General features: G+C 31.6%; 18 protein-coding genes. All 18 read left to right on the top strand.

The features are described from left to right. Positions 1–11: 11 nt before the first annotated feature. The 18 genes from A4F88_RS06995 to A4F88_RS06910 all read left to right on the top strand — a co-directional run bounded on the left by A4F88_RS06995 (position 12) and on the right by A4F88_RS06910 (position 15,690). Complete coding sequence (locus A4F88_RS06995; RefSeq protein WP_068841864.1) at positions 12–659, top strand: hypothetical protein; 648 nt, start codon at positions 12–14, stop codon at positions 657–659. A gap of 122 nt (positions 660–781) precedes the next feature. Next, the gene (locus A4F88_RS06990) at positions 782–1,426 is read left to right on the top strand and encodes a hypothetical protein (protein ID WP_068841863.1); all 645 of its coding nucleotides are present in this window, start codon (positions 782–784) and stop codon (positions 1,424–1,426) included. A gap of 203 nt (positions 1,427–1,629) precedes the next feature. Beyond that, entirely contained in the window at positions 1,630–2,127 is a 498-nt protein-coding gene (locus A4F88_RS06985; protein WP_068841862.1) for a hypothetical protein, read from the top strand. Between the two features lie 62 nt (positions 2,128–2,189). Next, complete coding sequence (locus A4F88_RS06980; RefSeq protein ID WP_068841861.1) at positions 2,190–3,188, top strand: hypothetical protein; 999 nt, start codon at positions 2,190–2,192, stop codon at positions 3,186–3,188. A 323-nt stretch (positions 3,189–3,511) separates the two neighbouring features. Beyond that, positions 3,512–5,218, top strand: coding sequence for a hypothetical protein (locus A4F88_RS06975; protein ID WP_068841860.1), 1,707 nt, complete (start codon positions 3,512–3,514; stop codon positions 5,216–5,218). 232 nt (positions 5,219–5,450) lie between these two features. Continuing rightward, entirely contained in the window at positions 5,451–6,578 is a 1,128-nt protein-coding gene (locus A4F88_RS06970; RefSeq protein ID WP_068841859.1) for a hypothetical protein, read from the top strand. 149 nt (positions 6,579–6,727) lie between these two features. Further along, entirely contained in the window at positions 6,728–7,228 is a 501-nt protein-coding gene (locus tag A4F88_RS06965) for a hypothetical protein (RefSeq protein ID WP_143155010.1), read from the top strand. Positions 7,229–7,247: 19 nt separating this feature from the next. Then, a complete protein-coding gene (locus A4F88_RS06960; RefSeq protein ID WP_068841857.1) occupies positions 7,248–7,607 on the top strand; it encodes a DUF3592 domain-containing protein in 360 nt (119 codons plus the stop codon). Positions 7,608–7,733: 126 nt separating this feature from the next. Beyond that, positions 7,734–8,489, top strand: coding sequence for a hypothetical protein (locus A4F88_RS06955; RefSeq protein WP_245179051.1), 756 nt, complete (start codon positions 7,734–7,736; stop codon positions 8,487–8,489). Between the two features lie 68 nt (positions 8,490–8,557). Continuing rightward, positions 8,558–9,472, top strand: a complete 915-nt coding sequence (locus A4F88_RS06950) for a hypothetical protein (protein ID WP_068841855.1) — start codon at positions 8,558–8,560, stop codon at positions 9,470–9,472. A gap of 37 nt (positions 9,473–9,509) precedes the next feature. Further along, on the top strand, positions 9,510–10,553 hold the full coding sequence (locus A4F88_RS06945) for an XAC2610-related protein (protein ID WP_068841854.1): 1,044 nt from the start codon (positions 9,510–9,512) through the stop codon (positions 10,551–10,553). A gap of 118 nt (positions 10,554–10,671) precedes the next feature. Continuing rightward, a complete protein-coding gene (locus A4F88_RS06940; protein WP_068841853.1) occupies positions 10,672–10,938 on the top strand; it encodes a hypothetical protein in 267 nt (88 codons plus the stop codon). Positions 10,939–10,997: 59 nt separating this feature from the next. Next, positions 10,998–11,459, top strand: coding sequence for a hypothetical protein (locus tag A4F88_RS06935; protein WP_068841852.1), 462 nt, complete (start codon positions 10,998–11,000; stop codon positions 11,457–11,459). A 31-nt stretch (positions 11,460–11,490) separates the two neighbouring features. Beyond that, a complete protein-coding gene (locus A4F88_RS06930) occupies positions 11,491–12,066 on the top strand; it encodes a DUF4240 domain-containing protein (RefSeq protein WP_068841851.1) in 576 nt (191 codons plus the stop codon). A 115-nt stretch (positions 12,067–12,181) separates the two neighbouring features. Further along, positions 12,182–13,120, top strand: a complete 939-nt coding sequence (locus A4F88_RS06925) for a BatD family protein (RefSeq protein ID WP_068841850.1) — start codon at positions 12,182–12,184, stop codon at positions 13,118–13,120. Between the two features lie 158 nt (positions 13,121–13,278). Further along, on the top strand, positions 13,279–13,839 hold the full coding sequence (locus A4F88_RS06920; protein ID WP_068841849.1) for a hypothetical protein: 561 nt from the start codon (positions 13,279–13,281) through the stop codon (positions 13,837–13,839). Positions 13,840–14,135: 296 nt separating this feature from the next. Continuing rightward, entirely contained in the window at positions 14,136–15,197 is a 1,062-nt protein-coding gene (locus A4F88_RS06915) for a hypothetical protein (protein ID WP_068841848.1), read from the top strand. Between the two features lie 220 nt (positions 15,198–15,417). Further along, positions 15,418–15,690 (top strand): hypothetical protein, encoded by a 273-nt coding sequence (locus tag A4F88_RS06910; RefSeq protein WP_068841847.1) that lies wholly within the window; start codon positions 15,418–15,420, stop codon positions 15,688–15,690. Positions 15,691–15,743 lie beyond the last annotated feature (53 nt).

Raw genomic sequence — 15,743 nt, 5'->3', positions numbered from 1 at the left:
AAATGGCGAATATGAAACGATTACTTCTGCTTTATTATTTTCTCGTTTGTTTTAGTATTATTTCCTGTAAAAAAGAGGATTCTAAAACTGCGCAAAACAATGCCATTGCAACTGAAAAAAAATCAGAGAACAATAAAAAAACCGAAGATAAAAATGAGCCTCAAACAGTTGCTCTTGCATTCTACAAATGGTATCTAAAAAATATCTATCTAAAAAAATTTATAGAATCGCCAGATGTTGTATTATCTAAGGACAGTATCTACGTTTTAGATGCAACTGAGCACAAAAAATTCCTAAAAACCAGCGGTTATTTCTCTCCAAAGTTTTATGAAAATGAAATTGCCACTTTCAAAGACTGCCAAGACAAACTAAGAAACGTAAGCTGGAAAGCAGTTGAAGAATCCGGAGCCGTAAATCCTGCTGAATATGTTGAAGGAAACGAATGTGATTTTACCCATTACATGATCTGGACAAACGGTCAGGGCGAAACTTTAAATAAAGCACAAATAGAAAAATGTTCAGTCAAAGCTAATACTGCACTGGCTGTGCTTAAGTTGTCAGATTCACTGGGAGGCGGGTTTTATTCCAGACCGCATGTTTCTATGATTAAAGAAAACGGTAAATGGAAAATCTCAAAAATAGAAGTAGTCTTTGATTAGCATAATTCTAAAAATAGATCTACAAAACTGTTAAACCATTCTTTCGATTAAAACATATTTTAATACAGAAATGGCTTTTAGAAGCCATTGCTGTTTTTTGTTTTTGATATTTTTGTCTGATTATGAAACCATTACACTTTATCAACGATTCGCTAAATTCACAAGAAGGACGCTCCCGTCAGCAGGGTAAATATCATCCTATTGTATCGTTTCTAATCAGCCTGGCCATCACTATTATAATATTGTTAATCATTGGATTTTTTTACCTCATCTCTACCTTTAGTATTGAAGGAGGAGAAACTTTAAGTCAGATAGAAAATGAGCATATCCTGCAACTGTATATATCAATTCTGATTTTTGCTATTGCCGTTTTTATTGCAACACTTTACCTGCGAACCAACAAAAAATATACGGCATTGGGAATACTTGTTTTTCCTATACTATTTGTACTTTATACATCAGTTTATTTACTAGAAAACAACTTCAATCATACTACTTTTAGTAAAGTAATTTGGATGCAGTCAATGTATAAGCCTGAAAAAATGGCCAAGACTTTAGTTAGAGATAAAAAATTGATTGGCCTGACAAGAGCACAAGTGAAAGATATGTTGGGAAAAGGCTCAAAAGAATATGGAGATATAGGCACAGGTTATAGTAGAATAGAATATTGGGTTTTAAATCATTGGACATTAACTGTATTCTTTCAAAAAGATAAAGTAATTGACTCCGAACTAAGGCTTCCCTATAATAGCTTTTGGTCGCGTTAAATGTACTTCGCTCTACGAAGTTATCCTTAAAAATAAATATTCAAAAATTAAGATAATAGTGTGTAAAGTCTCTCTACTTCATACCTGCTCCAACATCACAAACCTGTTATTGACTATCGTTATTGCTATGAAGTCATAAGACTTCACATAGTGAGTTAACAATTTAAAAGATTGAAAAAAATACTAAAAAATTGTCATAAAAAATGGATTCGAAAATTATTCAGAAAATAAGTTTAGCCAGAATAGAGTTGGAGAAAAACCCTGCAAATATTACTTTCGGTCAATTAAAAAAGGGAATAGAAAACAGTGATGAGGAATTAGAAAAGAGAATTGGGGTTTATTCTGATTTTCTGAAAATTACAAATGGTGCACGTTGTGGATCTATTGACCTATGGAGCCACAATGACTTGCAGAGAAATCAATTTATACTTTTTGATAGGCAAAACTCTAAAAAATCATTAATATCAATAGGCCAAATTCTATACGAACCATTGATATTAGATATCAACAATCAAAATGTTTATACATTCAAAAGAGGTGATGAATCAAGTACTCCAATGACTTTTATCAGAGACTTTGAATATTTTCTAAATAATTATGTCTTTGGGGAGAAGTATGGTGAAATTATACCAGATTATGAAAATGACGAATGGTTTTTGTTTCTAAAAAACAAACATTCAAAAATTAAGAGATTGCTGTGAGAATCCCTTCACTCTAAGATCTGTAGAAAAAATTTTAGATTAATAATTTATTTAAAAACGATATGAAAAGATTTTTGTTGATTACACTTGGCTTACTTGTTTTTTGGTTTTTGTTTATTTGGAGCAAATACCATTTTTTTTACTCCAATCCTGATCAGAATGATATTGACAAAATATTCGCAAGCGAAAAAATGACTTCACCTCAATTTGACTCCATTTATTCAAGAGGTTACAACATAAAATACCTTACCAACAAAAAAAACTATACTACAGTTTCTGATCAAAACGGAAAAAGAAAACCCTATTTGGTATTGTTGCACGATGCCGGAAAAAATGCCACCTGTTTTTTAGATTACTTTAAAAATAAAGAACTTACAGACAAATTTCACATCATTGCTATTGACCGGTTAGGATTTGGGAAAACCAGTTTTAAAAAACCCGATAACAAAAATTACATTTTTGAGCAAGAAAAAACAGAGTTTGGAAATTTGGCCGATTATGTTTCAGGCTCAATGGTTCATGACATACTCGAAAAAGAAGGACATTACCTTGAAGAAATCCGTATTGTTTCAGAAGGCAGTTCCGGCATCGTTGGATTAGAAGCCTATAGAGGCGAATATTTAAGTACTTCAAAGGTTTTTCTGTTCAATTCAAGTTTGGAGAAACGCTTTTTCGTAAGTAAGATGTTTAGTAAAATAATAGTTTCCCGCTTGATATCATCCTTGCTTCCGAGAGCATTTGTCAGCAAGTATCAAGACCTTTTACTGTTAGATAAATCCAAAGAAGCTGATTTTGATAAATTGATAAATTTTGCAAAAGAGTCTGAAGACGATGTCAATAAAAATGATGGCTATATGTATCAGTCTATGGGGAAAAAGTTTAAGTCTGTTTTTTTTATCGGAATAGATGATTCCGAAGAAAAAAGAATCAAATCCATATCAGGCGATTCGAATTTTGTTTTTGAAAGCAAAGGATTCAATATTTATAAATATCCCGACCAAACATTACAAAAAATCATTCAATCAGATGCTTACACGCTTGATTTCAACAGAGTAAAATAAAAACGGCGCAACAAACAACATAATTTACCGCTCTATGAAGTATTCTTAAAAAAAACTAACGTTCAAAAATTAAGAGATTGTTGTGCATGCTAAAAAAACATTTGCTTGTTCGGGAAGACTTTGGGGAGCAGGGTTTATTAATCAGAAAACTAATTAAGTCTTGTTATGCACTATTGTCCAATAGAGAACAAACTGTTGAAGAGTTCGCCAGCTGGCGAAACAGAAGTTTCATAGTAATTCTGCTGCCCAGTTCATAATAAAAAAAGACCTAATCATGGCTTTGATCAATATATTCAATAATTGCACTGCACAAAACATTTTTTATGAAGATTTTCTTTTTTTTATTAATGCTTTTTCTTTCTTGTAGCGTGTTTGCGCAGCCAATTATTAAAGTAGATAGCGTAGATATTATTGAAGCAAAGGACTATGGTATTCGTTTCGCTAAAAAGCAGGGAGAGAAGTACAAACAGATTGAGGTTGATTTGCACAATTACAAAAGCTATGAAGGAAGCCTTCCCGAAAAATTTTCAGCGGAAGTTGACTATACATACAATTATAAGGATTCGGCAGACTTTTTTTATAGTGCAAAAAACAGACTTATCCCGGTTAATCAAATAAAGCAGATGAGCGAGCCGGAATTTCAATCCTACCTTACATCTAACGAATGGATAATAAAGGAAAAAAATGAAGGAAGCAATAAACAACAGCGGTTTATTAAATTAAAAGAATTTTCAGGGAATATTCTTATGCTACAGCATTACTTCCTGGAAGATAATTCGATTAAAGCTTTTGAAGTTCAGTATCATTACCAAAAAAGATACGAGAAAAAGATGTACCGGGTCAAGAGGGCAGACTTTTTTAATTATTGCATAGTTGATTTAGGTCATAACCGGCGCATAGTGTTATTGCTTTCTGAAAGTTCGGTTGGCGGATGTCTTATCCCTTTATCAGATTCCAATAATATTTATTGCAGTATTCCGGGTATTACTGTTTCATCTGTAGCAGAAAAAAAAGTTGATGATTCGTGGAAGCATTCGGCAAGGGAACTGCATGAAACAATTAGCTCATTTGAACCCCGCTCATTCTACTTTCCGGCTAAACTTGGCAACAAAAAATACGGCTTGATTAATCTGTTCTATGACACACTGCTTCCTTTTGAATACGATTCAATAAAAATTGAGAACGATTTTATTATCGCCAATAAAGAACACGAAACTATTGTATACAATATGATATTGGAAAAATTGAATATTTCCAATATCAAGACATACCATATTACAGATCGGATAATACATGTGATTAGCAAGAATAAATACAAGCAGTATGATGTGAAAGGAGAAAAACCATATCCTTTCAAAGTTACCAGAAGCGTTTGTGGAAGTACCAACGCCATGGGAGGATACGGTGAAAGCTATACGTTAAAGACAGATTCAGCCGGCTATAATTTTATTGATGTAAAACTATGGTCTTATTACGGGCAAAGGGTAGAAATGAAAAAAGTGTATTTCGCCAATACTATGAGTGGTTACAGGCTCTATTCTTTATCAGGAACAAAAAATATTCAGGATAATCATAAATATAAATATAAAGGGTGGCTCTTTGCATTTAATAAGGATAATAAGTTTGGCATAGTAAAATACAATTTTGCAAAAGTCGCTTCTTTCAATCCCAATATGGTAACATTAATAGAAGAAAAGAAAGAAGATGTTGACGATAAATATTATGCTAATGAGGATGACAGACCTATTAAGAAGATTAAATTAGATGGCGAGTTCAGGTATCAAAATCAATATGATACATTAACAGAAATATTACCGGTAGTGTATCATACAAAAACAAATATTGAAAAAATATCGCTTCCTGTAAGAATATATAAAGATGGACTTGTTGGGCTTTATCCAATAAACAGTGATGTGCAATATACTTATTTGGGAAAACTGAAAGGAGGATATTTTTTACGATTTGTTTTACCCGATGGAAAGAAAGGGTGGTTAAATATAGATGGAAAAGAGTACTTGGATAGTAAGTGAAAACCTAAAAACATTCATTAACAAAAAAGAAAAAAATTGTGCCCCCGCAATACAAAGTATTCTTAAAAAAATAAACATCCAAAAATTAAAAGATTGCTGTACATGCTAAAAACAACCCCGCTCCCGCACGAATCGTTTCGTGTGCTGGTATGCTTATTAAAGTTTTTTGAAAAAGAAAATAACCTGCAAATAAAATCAAATAGCTAATTATATAAATCTCAAAACCAGAGCAATGAAATCCATTCTCACAATATTCTCATTCGTTTGTTCAATCGGATTTTCTTTTGGTCAAAACCATCCAATTCCAGAAAACATCAAAACCCTTTTTGAAGGAAAATGGATAATTATAAGAAAATATTATACCAATACAGTCGAAATAAAATTTGAAAAAGGTAAAAGCTACGCCACCTTTATAGATATTGGTACTGGCGAAGCGCCTCCTATTATCTTGCATGCTTCCTTTGATGGGAGTAAATTGGTAATTCCGGCACAGACTCATAAAAATGATTATGTCGAAATGATGATAAAAAACGGCAAGTTAATCTTTAAAACAACTCCAACAATTGAAGATGAAGACAGCATCATTCAAAAACCAGATGAAAAATATTTAATAAGCAAGGTGTTTACAAAAGCTCCTTTGTCTGCGCAGGAATCTTATAACAAGAATTTTTTAAAAACACTCAGTGAATATGAAGAAAAAGCAACGACTTCTGCCGGGAATGACAGCCTTTTGCATTTGAATTTCGAAAAAGAATTCGAAAAACTAATTACAGGTTCTAAAATTGCGCAATTTTCGACAGGAGAACTCCAGCGAAAATGTGACACCAGCGCATTTTGTTTAAAAATTCAGAAATCAGAAGACAAAAATTTCATTCTCTATACGTATGCCAGCCAACTTTATCATTTTAATTATATAACGAGAGCTATAAAAGAAAACAATAAAATTAAGGGATACAAGATTATATTAAAAAACAATAAAGAACATGAATACTTTACACAGATTCATACTTTGAATCCTAACGAATTTCTATTGATCGAACAAAGAGACGATTTGGTCTTTTCATGCAATTATGCTTATGTTTATCAATTAAACAATGGTCAATACATAAAGAAAAAAGCCTTCGAGAACAGATTAAAACTAACCGTTTGCAATTTTACCGAAATTGAAAATCCTCCAAATTCAAATCCTGAACATCAGTCATTGCCCGCAAGAAAAATAACTTTTGATTACAAAAACAAAGTCATTTCTTATGGTAAATGTATTGATCCTGCGGCAGGAAAGACAACAACAGGAAAAGCGGTATACAAAAACGGAAAGTTTGCCATAAAAGACTGTGATGAGAGAGCAACTTTAGAATAACCATGGTTATATTAGAATTAACAACACTTCATTTTGTCTTATCTTATTGTTTATATGTCTTTTAAGGCTCTTTGTCACTTTTACAATTATTTATTTTTGCGTCAATAACTTTACCAAACCTTAAGTTTTTAGCACAAAAAAATTATAAATTGAAAACAGTAGAAACAAACAAAGTTACAACCAGATTAACAGCCTCTTTATTAATCCTGACCTTATTTTTTGCCGGATGTACAAAAGAACGCAAACCATCAAAACAAGGAGAGTTGCTCACCCTTGAGCAAATTAAATCACTTGAAAATGATCAATCCCGGAATGGTAAATTAATCGAGGTAGAAGGTTATCCTGCATTTTGCGGCATGTTTGCCAATGTAAGACTTGGTGAGAAAAGTAAAATGGAAATTAGGACAGAACAAGATTGTAAAGGAGAAAAACTTATTGAAGCAAATTTATATTTTGGAGGAAATAAAGTGATGCTTTTTGGAGAGAAGGAAAGAAATGTTGTTCTGGCCGAAAAGAACTTTTCTAATAAGACTTTAAAATTCTGCACAGATGATGGTCAGGAATTACCTAACGGCAAATTCAAATTCAGCGGAACATTAATTTACATAAATAATAGCTATTATTTAGATAATGTAACTATCCATAAATAACCCATTAAATCAAAAAATTATGCAAAGTAAAGCAGCAAAAATCGTTTTTATTGTTCTTGTAGTATTAGCAGGTGCAGGCGCATTCTGGATGTACAAATTTGGACCAGACTCATTCAGTCATAATGATACCCGAAAAAAATACGAGACTTATGTACAGGCCGAAGGAACCATTTTAACCAAAGAACAGCGAGGAAGTGCTATTAAAAAAAATACTTTCTGGACAGTACAATTTAGAGACAAAGATGATAAATTACAAACTGTAAAAATATTTGACAATACAGCTACAGGAAAAGAAATTGGCGAAAAGATAACCGTATATTATAATCCGTCAGATCCGTCAGAATGTATCGACGAAAAAGAATACACTGATGTAATGTAAATAAATCGCATTAAATTTAAGCCATCCTTATTATTTTAGGGATGGTTTTTTTAATTTCAGCTATACTATTTTCTACAAGAAAATTACAAGGCAAAAAACAAACAGCAAAAAGTCAACCAAACCATTATGAATAAAAACCTGATTTTAACCGGCATTTTGATAACGCTTACAACAATCATTAGTTGTAATGACACAAAAACAAAAAAAGAACCCGCAAGTACTGTAGAAACTTTAAATACTGTAGAAGAAACACCTGAAGATGTTGTGTCTACAACCGACACAAAAAAAAGCCCTGAAGATTTTGTTCCTGAAAACTACATCATCTCTGATACGATCTATGGTGATTTAAACAAAGATAATATCGAAGACTGTATTCTGATCATTAAAGGCACAGACAAAAGTAAAATTATAAAAGACGAATATCGTGGCAGGTTAGACCGAAACCGAAGAGGAATTATAGTACTCTTAAACAAAAACGACGGCTATGAACTGGCTGCTAAAAATTATGACTGTTTTTCATCTGAAAACGAAGACGGAGGAGTTTATTTTGCCCCGGAGTTATCTTTTGAGATAAAAAATGCAAAATTATATATCAATTACGGTCACGGAAGATATGGATATTGGCAATATACTTTTAGATATCAAAACTCAGATCTTGAGCTCATTGGTTATGATGCCAGCAACAATCACGGCCCTGTTGTTGAAAGTCAAACGAGTATAAACTTTTTAACAGGAAAGAAGATTGTAGACCACAACACAAACGATAATGCCGATAGCGGTGAAGAAGTTTTTGAAAAAACCGTAACAAAAATGAATAAAAGCAAACTTATTAAACTATCTGAAATTAAAGATTTTGATGAACTTGAAGTTTCAGGAGAATAAAAAAACAGCACTCATTTACCCAAACAAACTTTTTGACTTATCCATAAAAACAAAAACATTTAATCATTATGCGAATCAAATTACTTCTTTTTGTAACTGTAATAGGTTTAGGTTTTACAGGATCTGCCCAAAACCTGAACCTTCGTAAAGCAATCCTTAAAAGTGATTTTATTTTTGCAAGCGATGATTTTAAATACGATACTATCGCTAAAAATGATTTTACCACTGAGTATTACATTGCTGTAAATAAAATCGATACTATTCTAAAAAACAAACTTTCTGCAATACCCAAAAAACTTACTATTCGAAATTATACAGATGGCGAAGATTATTATTCGTCTCTTTTAACCAATGGCGGAGGCTGTGTACTAAATCCATCAATAGGGTATCAGGGAAGAGTTTACTATAATCTCTTTTTTGTTTGCAAAGTAGGGAAAGAATATCAGATACTTGCTTTTTTTAATAGTATAGAGTACAAAGAATATGCTAACTATATGAAGCAAATACAAACGATTAAAAATATAGAACAGATAAAAGATTTGAAAATACGATTTGATAAAAGTCTTGACTGGTTTATTGATAACGGGTTAATGCCAGATTATGATTTCATGGAATATTATAAAGAGAAAGAACTGATAACAGATATGATTCAATACACTGAAAAACAACAACAAAATGCATTAGTACAATTTGAAAAAGGCGAAGAAGCACTTCTTCCCATTGTAAAAAGTAAATACAAAAACAATGTAAAAAACTATTTTGTTACAAAATTAAAGGGCATCTTAGAGAAAGACAAACTGGATTACAATGACTATTATGAATTTTATGAAACAGTCAACAAAGCAACAGATGATTTTGGCAAAGACGGATACGATTCTACAGATTATCTCTTGAACAGTAATATCACAGCAGATAAATTTGAGGAATATGATAAGAAAAAAATCATGGAGCATTTATTACATGTAGTAAAGAATTGGGAGTAAAAATATAATTTTGATAAACCTCATCAATACAGCAATCATGAAACAAAAGATTTGTTTAGTCCTTTTTCTTTTAACAGAACTGTGCGCCGCTCAGGCACATAAAGCATATCTTATTCATGATTTTATGAAAGGGTACACCTTATATTTTGTTTCCCAAACCACAAACTCAGAAACAAAAGAATACTACAAGCTTACAGAAAACACCAGCAAAAAAACAGTATTAGAGTATGGCGAAAAAGAACTTTTAAAACCACAGATAAATAAAACTGTTCCAACTATTGCATTCAAAAGTATTGCTGACAAAAATATTGAGGTTTTGGGTGATGTAAATTTTGATGGAAAACAAGATATTCTCATTTATGAAACCATGATAAATGATGATGGCTGCTATAATCCGCAGGCAACAGCACATGTTTTTGTAAATACCGCAACCACATTTGTGTACAGTAAGAGTATCAGTGATGTATATAATGGTGCTCATTGTGTACGTGGCGGTTCTTTTGACATTGATACCAAAAACAAACGGCTTATAACATCCGGTAGTGGCGGAGCTGCTTTACATGTTTCTGCATACTACAGTGTGTCCGGAATAGAAGCCAAAGAAATAGCAAATTTTGAAGAAGAAGGATATAGCTCGATGCCTTTTTCGAAAATAACAGGCAAAAAATGGGAAAATAATAAATGGGTTCCTTTTACCTCTTTATCGCTCTATGAACCGGAAGTCAATAAATTGCTTTCATTCGACACAAAAAATGGCAAAGGACATATCATTTTATTTAATGCTGATAATACATTGTATTATGCTTTTCAACAAAATAATGAATACAAGTTTATTTCTTTTGCACATCCTTCCAGCGTCGAAAAAGCAGATAAAGCCATATTTAAATTCAGGAAACAAAATACAAATTACGAACTGCAATTTAATAGTGGCAGCATAAAATACCTAATCTATGATACACCAGATTCCGTTGGTATCAAAATTAATGTAAACGGAAAAATATCGGATTGGCAGGGTATCAATAAAAAAGGCAGTTTATCCGGATTAGAAACTGCTAAACTGGCAAATGTAACCAAAGACTGATTCCTTTAAAAAGCCAGCCTTAAAAATTGCCTTATTCTATTATCCTTTTGTCTTTCAAGGGCTTGATTAATATTTGAGAGCGAATAATTTTGGTAATTAAAATCAAAATTATATCAAAATGAACAAAATCTTAAATAACATAGTCCTAATCATAATTATCACAATTATAGGAGGTTATTATTTTAAAGTATCTGTTCTACCTTTTTTTCAAAATACCCGAAAAGTAACAAAAGGGCTTTTCAATAAAATTCATTTAAATAAAAATTCCACTTTATCGACTGCTCAATACAGAAAAATTGCTTTGGGAGCAGTTTATAGTGAGCAACAGGTTGCTTGTATCAATTCATTAGAAACAGGACCTGGAAACAACTGCCTTGGTAATTGATTTTATATCCAATTAATTCACTCAAAACAAAATAATACTGATAAAACAATTAATAAACTATGAAAAACCAACCTTTTTGTCTCCTTTTAGGAGAAGAGATTATTGTTACCTTATTCAAAGACGAAATTAATGAATTACAAGATTATGCCATGGATGCTGGAGACCCGTTATCGTATATTATGGGTACCGATGCCTGGCTCGAACTGCAGGAAACAGGAGAACAAACAGCTTTGGTAGGCAGAACTTATGATAAAACGTACTTTACATGTTTTATAGCTGATGGAATTACCCAAAAAATAAAAGAAAATGAAGAATGTGGTATTATCGTAATATCATCTTCAACAGAATTTACACTTGAAGATTTAAGCACAAATTTGGGTTCAAACTCAACTGTAGATGATATCGCCGAATGGATTGAAGACAAAATCGAAAATAATAGCATGGATATAAATGGTCTTATATTTTGTTATTATACCAAAGAAATAAGAAAAAAATACCATGGAGATGATTATGTTGATTAATCCTTAATGAAAAAACTTTAAAAACATGACTATGAAATTACAACCAACAGAAGTTTTAACCGAAGATAAATTCTGGCAAATAATCGAAAAATCCTTAAAAACTACCAATACACTTTATCCCACTCTGGATGAACAGCAGGAATTACTGGTATCAGAACTTAAAAAATTAAGCATAAAAGAGATTATCGCTTATGACTGCATATTTCGGGATTTAAAGCACAAAGCTTATAAGCAGGATTTATGGGCAGTAGCTTATATTGTTATGGGCGGGTGCAGTGACGACGGTTTTATGGATTTTAGAAACTGGCTGATTACAAGAGGTAAAAATGTATTTTATAAAGCCCTTGAAGATGCCGATAGTCTAAATGACGAATTTAATAAAATACAAAAAGAAGATATACCTGAATGGGAAGACGTTTCATATTTGCCAATGGGTGTAATTGAAGAAGAATTTGAAAAAGATTTTGACGAAGAGGCTACCAAATACGATTTTGAATACAGCAAAGAACCCGAAATAAATTTTGAATGGGAAGAAGATAACGAAGAAAGCATGAGAGCCGTTTGTCCTAATACATTTGACCAATGGTGGTGTAATGACAGGTTTTGATTTACTGAAACCAATCTCCTTTTCCACGAAGTGTTCACAAAGCATCAAACTGCTAAATGCTATTATAGTTCTATAGAAGACTTTGCAGAGCGAAAAACAATAATTGAACTATATAATGAAAAACATCATACCATTAGTGCTGATATTACTTACAACAATTGCTTCATGTCAGCAAAAGAAAAGCAATTCTTCTTCTACCATTAAAAAGACATCTGCGATGATAAACGTTATTATACAACCTGTTCTAGAAATGGGGAAATCTCAAGTATTTGAGATTCGGTTTAACCAGAAACCGGATATTGGTTCGTTTAAAATGATTAACCCTGATGGATTGACCTTAACAAATGGTATTGCTGAAGAGCATATTCATAAACAAGAAACAGGCTACTCTCTTTATGACTACGCAATGCCAACCCATTTAGGCACAATAGAAATCCCTGCTGTATCTATTAAAGTAAAAGGCAAAGAATACATATCACAACCTTTTTCTATTACTGTAGTTGACACAATACAATCCGGTGATAAAAATGCTGTTAAAATGGTTTGGGTACCAAATAGAGATGTATACCAAGTAAAAGATACTATTGTACTTACTTTATATGAGTTTTCAAAATTCAGTAATGTACAACATGAAGTACCGAGTACAATACAAACACCAGACAACAATATCTCTATAAAAAGTAAAAAAAACACCATTACTATTACAAAACACGTAGAGATAGATGATCTGACTGGCATAGACAATCTTCAAAAATATCTTGATAACAAATTTGAAATATTGGATGCAGGACCAATATTTTTTGGAGAAAAAGTAATCGAAAAACTGGATAGTAGTATGTATATAAAAACCCCTATTTGCAATATATATCTGCTTGCCAAAGAAAAAGGAAATTATGAATTCCCTCAAAGCTTATTTGAGTATACCATTTTCAAAAGCAATACAGATTATTTTAGCAGGTTTGAACATAATGAGGATGATAGCCACAGCATAGCCAACAACGGTTCATTTAAACTAAAAATCACTTCTAACAAACTGAATATCAAAATTGAATAAACTGACTAACATTTATCTTTTTTAAAATATGGAAATAAAAATGAATTTCTTTTCTCAAATCGATTATTCGTCTGTTGCCTTTCTGATACTAAACAACATAGCAAACTAACTGTTGGTAAACAAAAAACATGAGCAGAATAGACTTAAAACATCAGTAAATGGAACAAGTTGAAACAACAGGAAATATTTTTACAACTAAAAGCATAGGTGTATTTGTATTCATTTTTATTACCATAATATCAATTATTGCCGTATTATACTATTTAAAAGTACACGATCTTCTTTTTCAATTAATAGGATTTTGGCAACACACCCGATTCTATCTTGTTTTTATGATTGGAGGCGCTACAATACTTACTTTGTGGCTATCGGAATTGTTATACAACCGAATATTTGGAAATGTAATCACAATGTCTCTAAATGAAAAAGAATTGACTTTTAAAAACAGTAAACAAAATATAACGATTCCGTTACAGCACCTTCGTAAGATAAGAATAATTCAAAAAAACAACTTGGTATACCGGATTGATATTGTAGGATGCAAAAAATATTACATTAGTATTGGCACCATATTTCTGGGGCTGAAATTTGAAAACCTTACCATATTTATTGATAAATTAACTTCAAAGCTTCAGAATGATTTTAAATTTAAATTGAATATAGAAAAGAAATCGATTGAAGACAGCACAATAACTCTTACTCGAAATATCTCTCATTAAAATATCCAATTTACCTGATAATATGCAAGCAGGATTTTTAGATTAATTTGTTTATGATTTATAAGTAAACCAAATAACAAGCTTTTTATATAAAAAAAACAATTAATACTTATATGTTCTGTATATAAATTATTAGCGGGCTTATCACCAGCATTGTCATCAATTTTATATTGAATAATCTTGCTTAGTGATGAATGTAAAGAGAATTAGTCCATCTTTAAAAAATAATGATTTATCATAATATAACACCATTCTAAAATGTAATATATCTTGTTCAAAAACATGAAAATGTAACTATGAAAACTAAAAAAATGTTAATAGCTGTTTCATTAATTCTTGTAGTACTTATTGTTATATACAATATTTCCGATTTTTCGGTCAGAAATTTATTTCCCAAAGAGCAATTACCAGCACAATATCTTTCGTATAAAATACCCGAACAATCCCCGGCATCACCTAAATATCAAATGTCATTATTTTTTAAAACAAATACCCTTAACAATTTAGAATACCAAGCCCCTATATATGACAGTATCAATCATAATGTAATACTCTGCAAGTATACAGAACCCAACGACAGTACTGGCAATTCAGACAGATCAAATCTGACTACCTTTTATAAGCTAAACAAAGAAGGAAACCTTATTGATTCTCTCTCCTTTGACAATGAAAAACCAGAAATTGTAAACGGATATATGTTATTTGCAAATTATTACAATTCGTGGCCCTCAACTGGCAGTAAAATGCCACATTCTTACATCCCACTTAACACTAACAATGATTTTACCAGCCAAAATTTAAAGGAGGTTTTTAGGTCGTACTACAACGCATCCATTGCAGTACATTACGATGAAAACAACCAATATTATGCTACCGATACAGTAAAAAAGCAAGCTGAGCATATGATTTTTATAAAAGACGATAAATGCTACGATCTTTTTGGAAAAAATTTATTTGATTACACTTTTCATCCTCCAAAAAACGAATCGAAAAACTTCGAAAAACTTAAAAACAAAGCAAATAACGATAAGCCTGAAGTTGAAAACCCTTATCTGTACTTAGCTTATTTTCAAAAAAAACATTTTGAAAAAGGCAGTGGCCCCAAATGGGGAAGTCCTAATGGAAATTCCACTCAATCACATTGGAATGGTCTTGGTTATGTTAACCTAATGATAAAAAAAGAAAACATAGGCATAATACTGGAAATGACAAAAAACATTGATGATCCTGTGCCGGCTTATTCACAATACAGATATAATCATAAGCTCTATTATTTTAAGCATCCAGAATTGAATTTTGCCATTTTTGCAAAAGACGACTATTCCGTTTTTTTGGTAAAAGAAAAATCGAAAATTTAAATGTCAGTAAACCAAGACCGACAAAGAGGTCTTTAAAAATAAGTCTTCAAAAATTAAGCGATTGCTGCTAAAAAATAACATTTGCTTATTTAAGAAGACTTCAGGGAGCGGGGCATTCTGACTGTATTTTTATTACAATGGGAAATTAATAAAAGAGTCCCATCCGTTTATAAAAAATTATTGAACTAGAATATCATTATACATCCATAACCTTTTTAAAATGAAAAAAATTATAACTATTGGCATATTAGGAACAATCATTTTTGCAGCAATTACTTTCTTAACTGCAAATTTGGACTCTCGATATGATGGTAATGACGAATATGGTTTTCCGGTAACATTTTTTATTCGTTATGGCGGAATGGAGGCACCACCACCATCAGCAGAATTAACAAAAGTTCTTTATTTTAATCTGGCGTTTGATATTGTGATCTGCATTATACTTGCAATTTCGATTTTTATGGGTTGTAAGATTTTTTTAGGAAAGAGATAGACAAAAGCACGACTGTTCTGCCCAGTAAAACAAATTTCAACTTTCAATAATAA

Source organism: Flavobacterium chilense, assembly GCF_001602525.1.
In the GTDB taxonomy this organism is placed as follows: Bacteria; Bacteroidota; Bacteroidia; order Flavobacteriales; family Flavobacteriaceae; genus Flavobacterium; species Flavobacterium chilense.
Note: the sequence above shows the minus strand (reverse complement) of the source record. Positions and strands in the feature narration are given on the sequence as shown.

Bases quoted from the DNA above. Each gene is read 5' to 3' on its own strand.
- A4F88_RS06935 (WP_068841852.1), top strand. From the start codon at position 10,998: ATGAAAAACCAACCTTTTTGTCTCCTTTTAGGAGAAGAGATTATTGTT.
- A4F88_RS06975 (WP_068841860.1), top strand. From the start codon at position 3,512: ATGAAGATTTTCTTTTTTTTATTAATGCTTTTTCTTTCTTGTAGCGTG.
- A4F88_RS06970 (WP_068841859.1), top strand. From the start codon at position 5,451: ATGAAATCCATTCTCACAATATTCTCATTCGTTTGTTCAATCGGATTT.
- A4F88_RS06940 (WP_068841853.1), top strand. From the start codon at position 10,672: ATGAACAAAATCTTAAATAACATAGTCCTAATCATAATTATCACAATT.
- A4F88_RS06920 (WP_068841849.1), top strand. From the start codon at position 13,279: ATGGAACAAGTTGAAACAACAGGAAATATTTTTACAACTAAAAGCATA.
- A4F88_RS06955 (WP_245179051.1), top strand. From the start codon at position 7,734: ATGAATAAAAACCTGATTTTAACCGGCATTTTGATAACGCTTACAACA.
- A4F88_RS06930 (WP_068841851.1), top strand. From the start codon at position 11,491: ATGAAATTACAACCAACAGAAGTTTTAACCGAAGATAAATTCTGGCAA.
- A4F88_RS06985 (WP_068841862.1), top strand. From the start codon at position 1,630: ATGGATTCGAAAATTATTCAGAAAATAAGTTTAGCCAGAATAGAGTTG.
- A4F88_RS06960 (WP_068841857.1), top strand. From the start codon at position 7,248: ATGCAAAGTAAAGCAGCAAAAATCGTTTTTATTGTTCTTGTAGTATTA.
- A4F88_RS06925 (WP_068841850.1), top strand. From the start codon at position 12,182: ATGAAAAACATCATACCATTAGTGCTGATATTACTTACAACAATTGCT.
- A4F88_RS06990 (WP_068841863.1), top strand. From the start codon at position 782: ATGAAACCATTACACTTTATCAACGATTCGCTAAATTCACAAGAAGGA.
- A4F88_RS06980 (WP_068841861.1), top strand. From the start codon at position 2,190: ATGAAAAGATTTTTGTTGATTACACTTGGCTTACTTGTTTTTTGGTTT.
- A4F88_RS06950 (WP_068841855.1), top strand. From the start codon at position 8,558: ATGCGAATCAAATTACTTCTTTTTGTAACTGTAATAGGTTTAGGTTTT.
- A4F88_RS06945 (WP_068841854.1), top strand. From the start codon at position 9,510: ATGAAACAAAAGATTTGTTTAGTCCTTTTTCTTTTAACAGAACTGTGC.
- A4F88_RS06915 (WP_068841848.1), top strand. From the start codon at position 14,136: ATGAAAACTAAAAAAATGTTAATAGCTGTTTCATTAATTCTTGTAGTA.
- A4F88_RS06995 (WP_068841864.1), top strand. From the start codon at position 12: ATGAAACGATTACTTCTGCTTTATTATTTTCTCGTTTGTTTTAGTATT.
- A4F88_RS06910 (WP_068841847.1), top strand. From the start codon at position 15,418: ATGAAAAAAATTATAACTATTGGCATATTAGGAACAATCATTTTTGCA.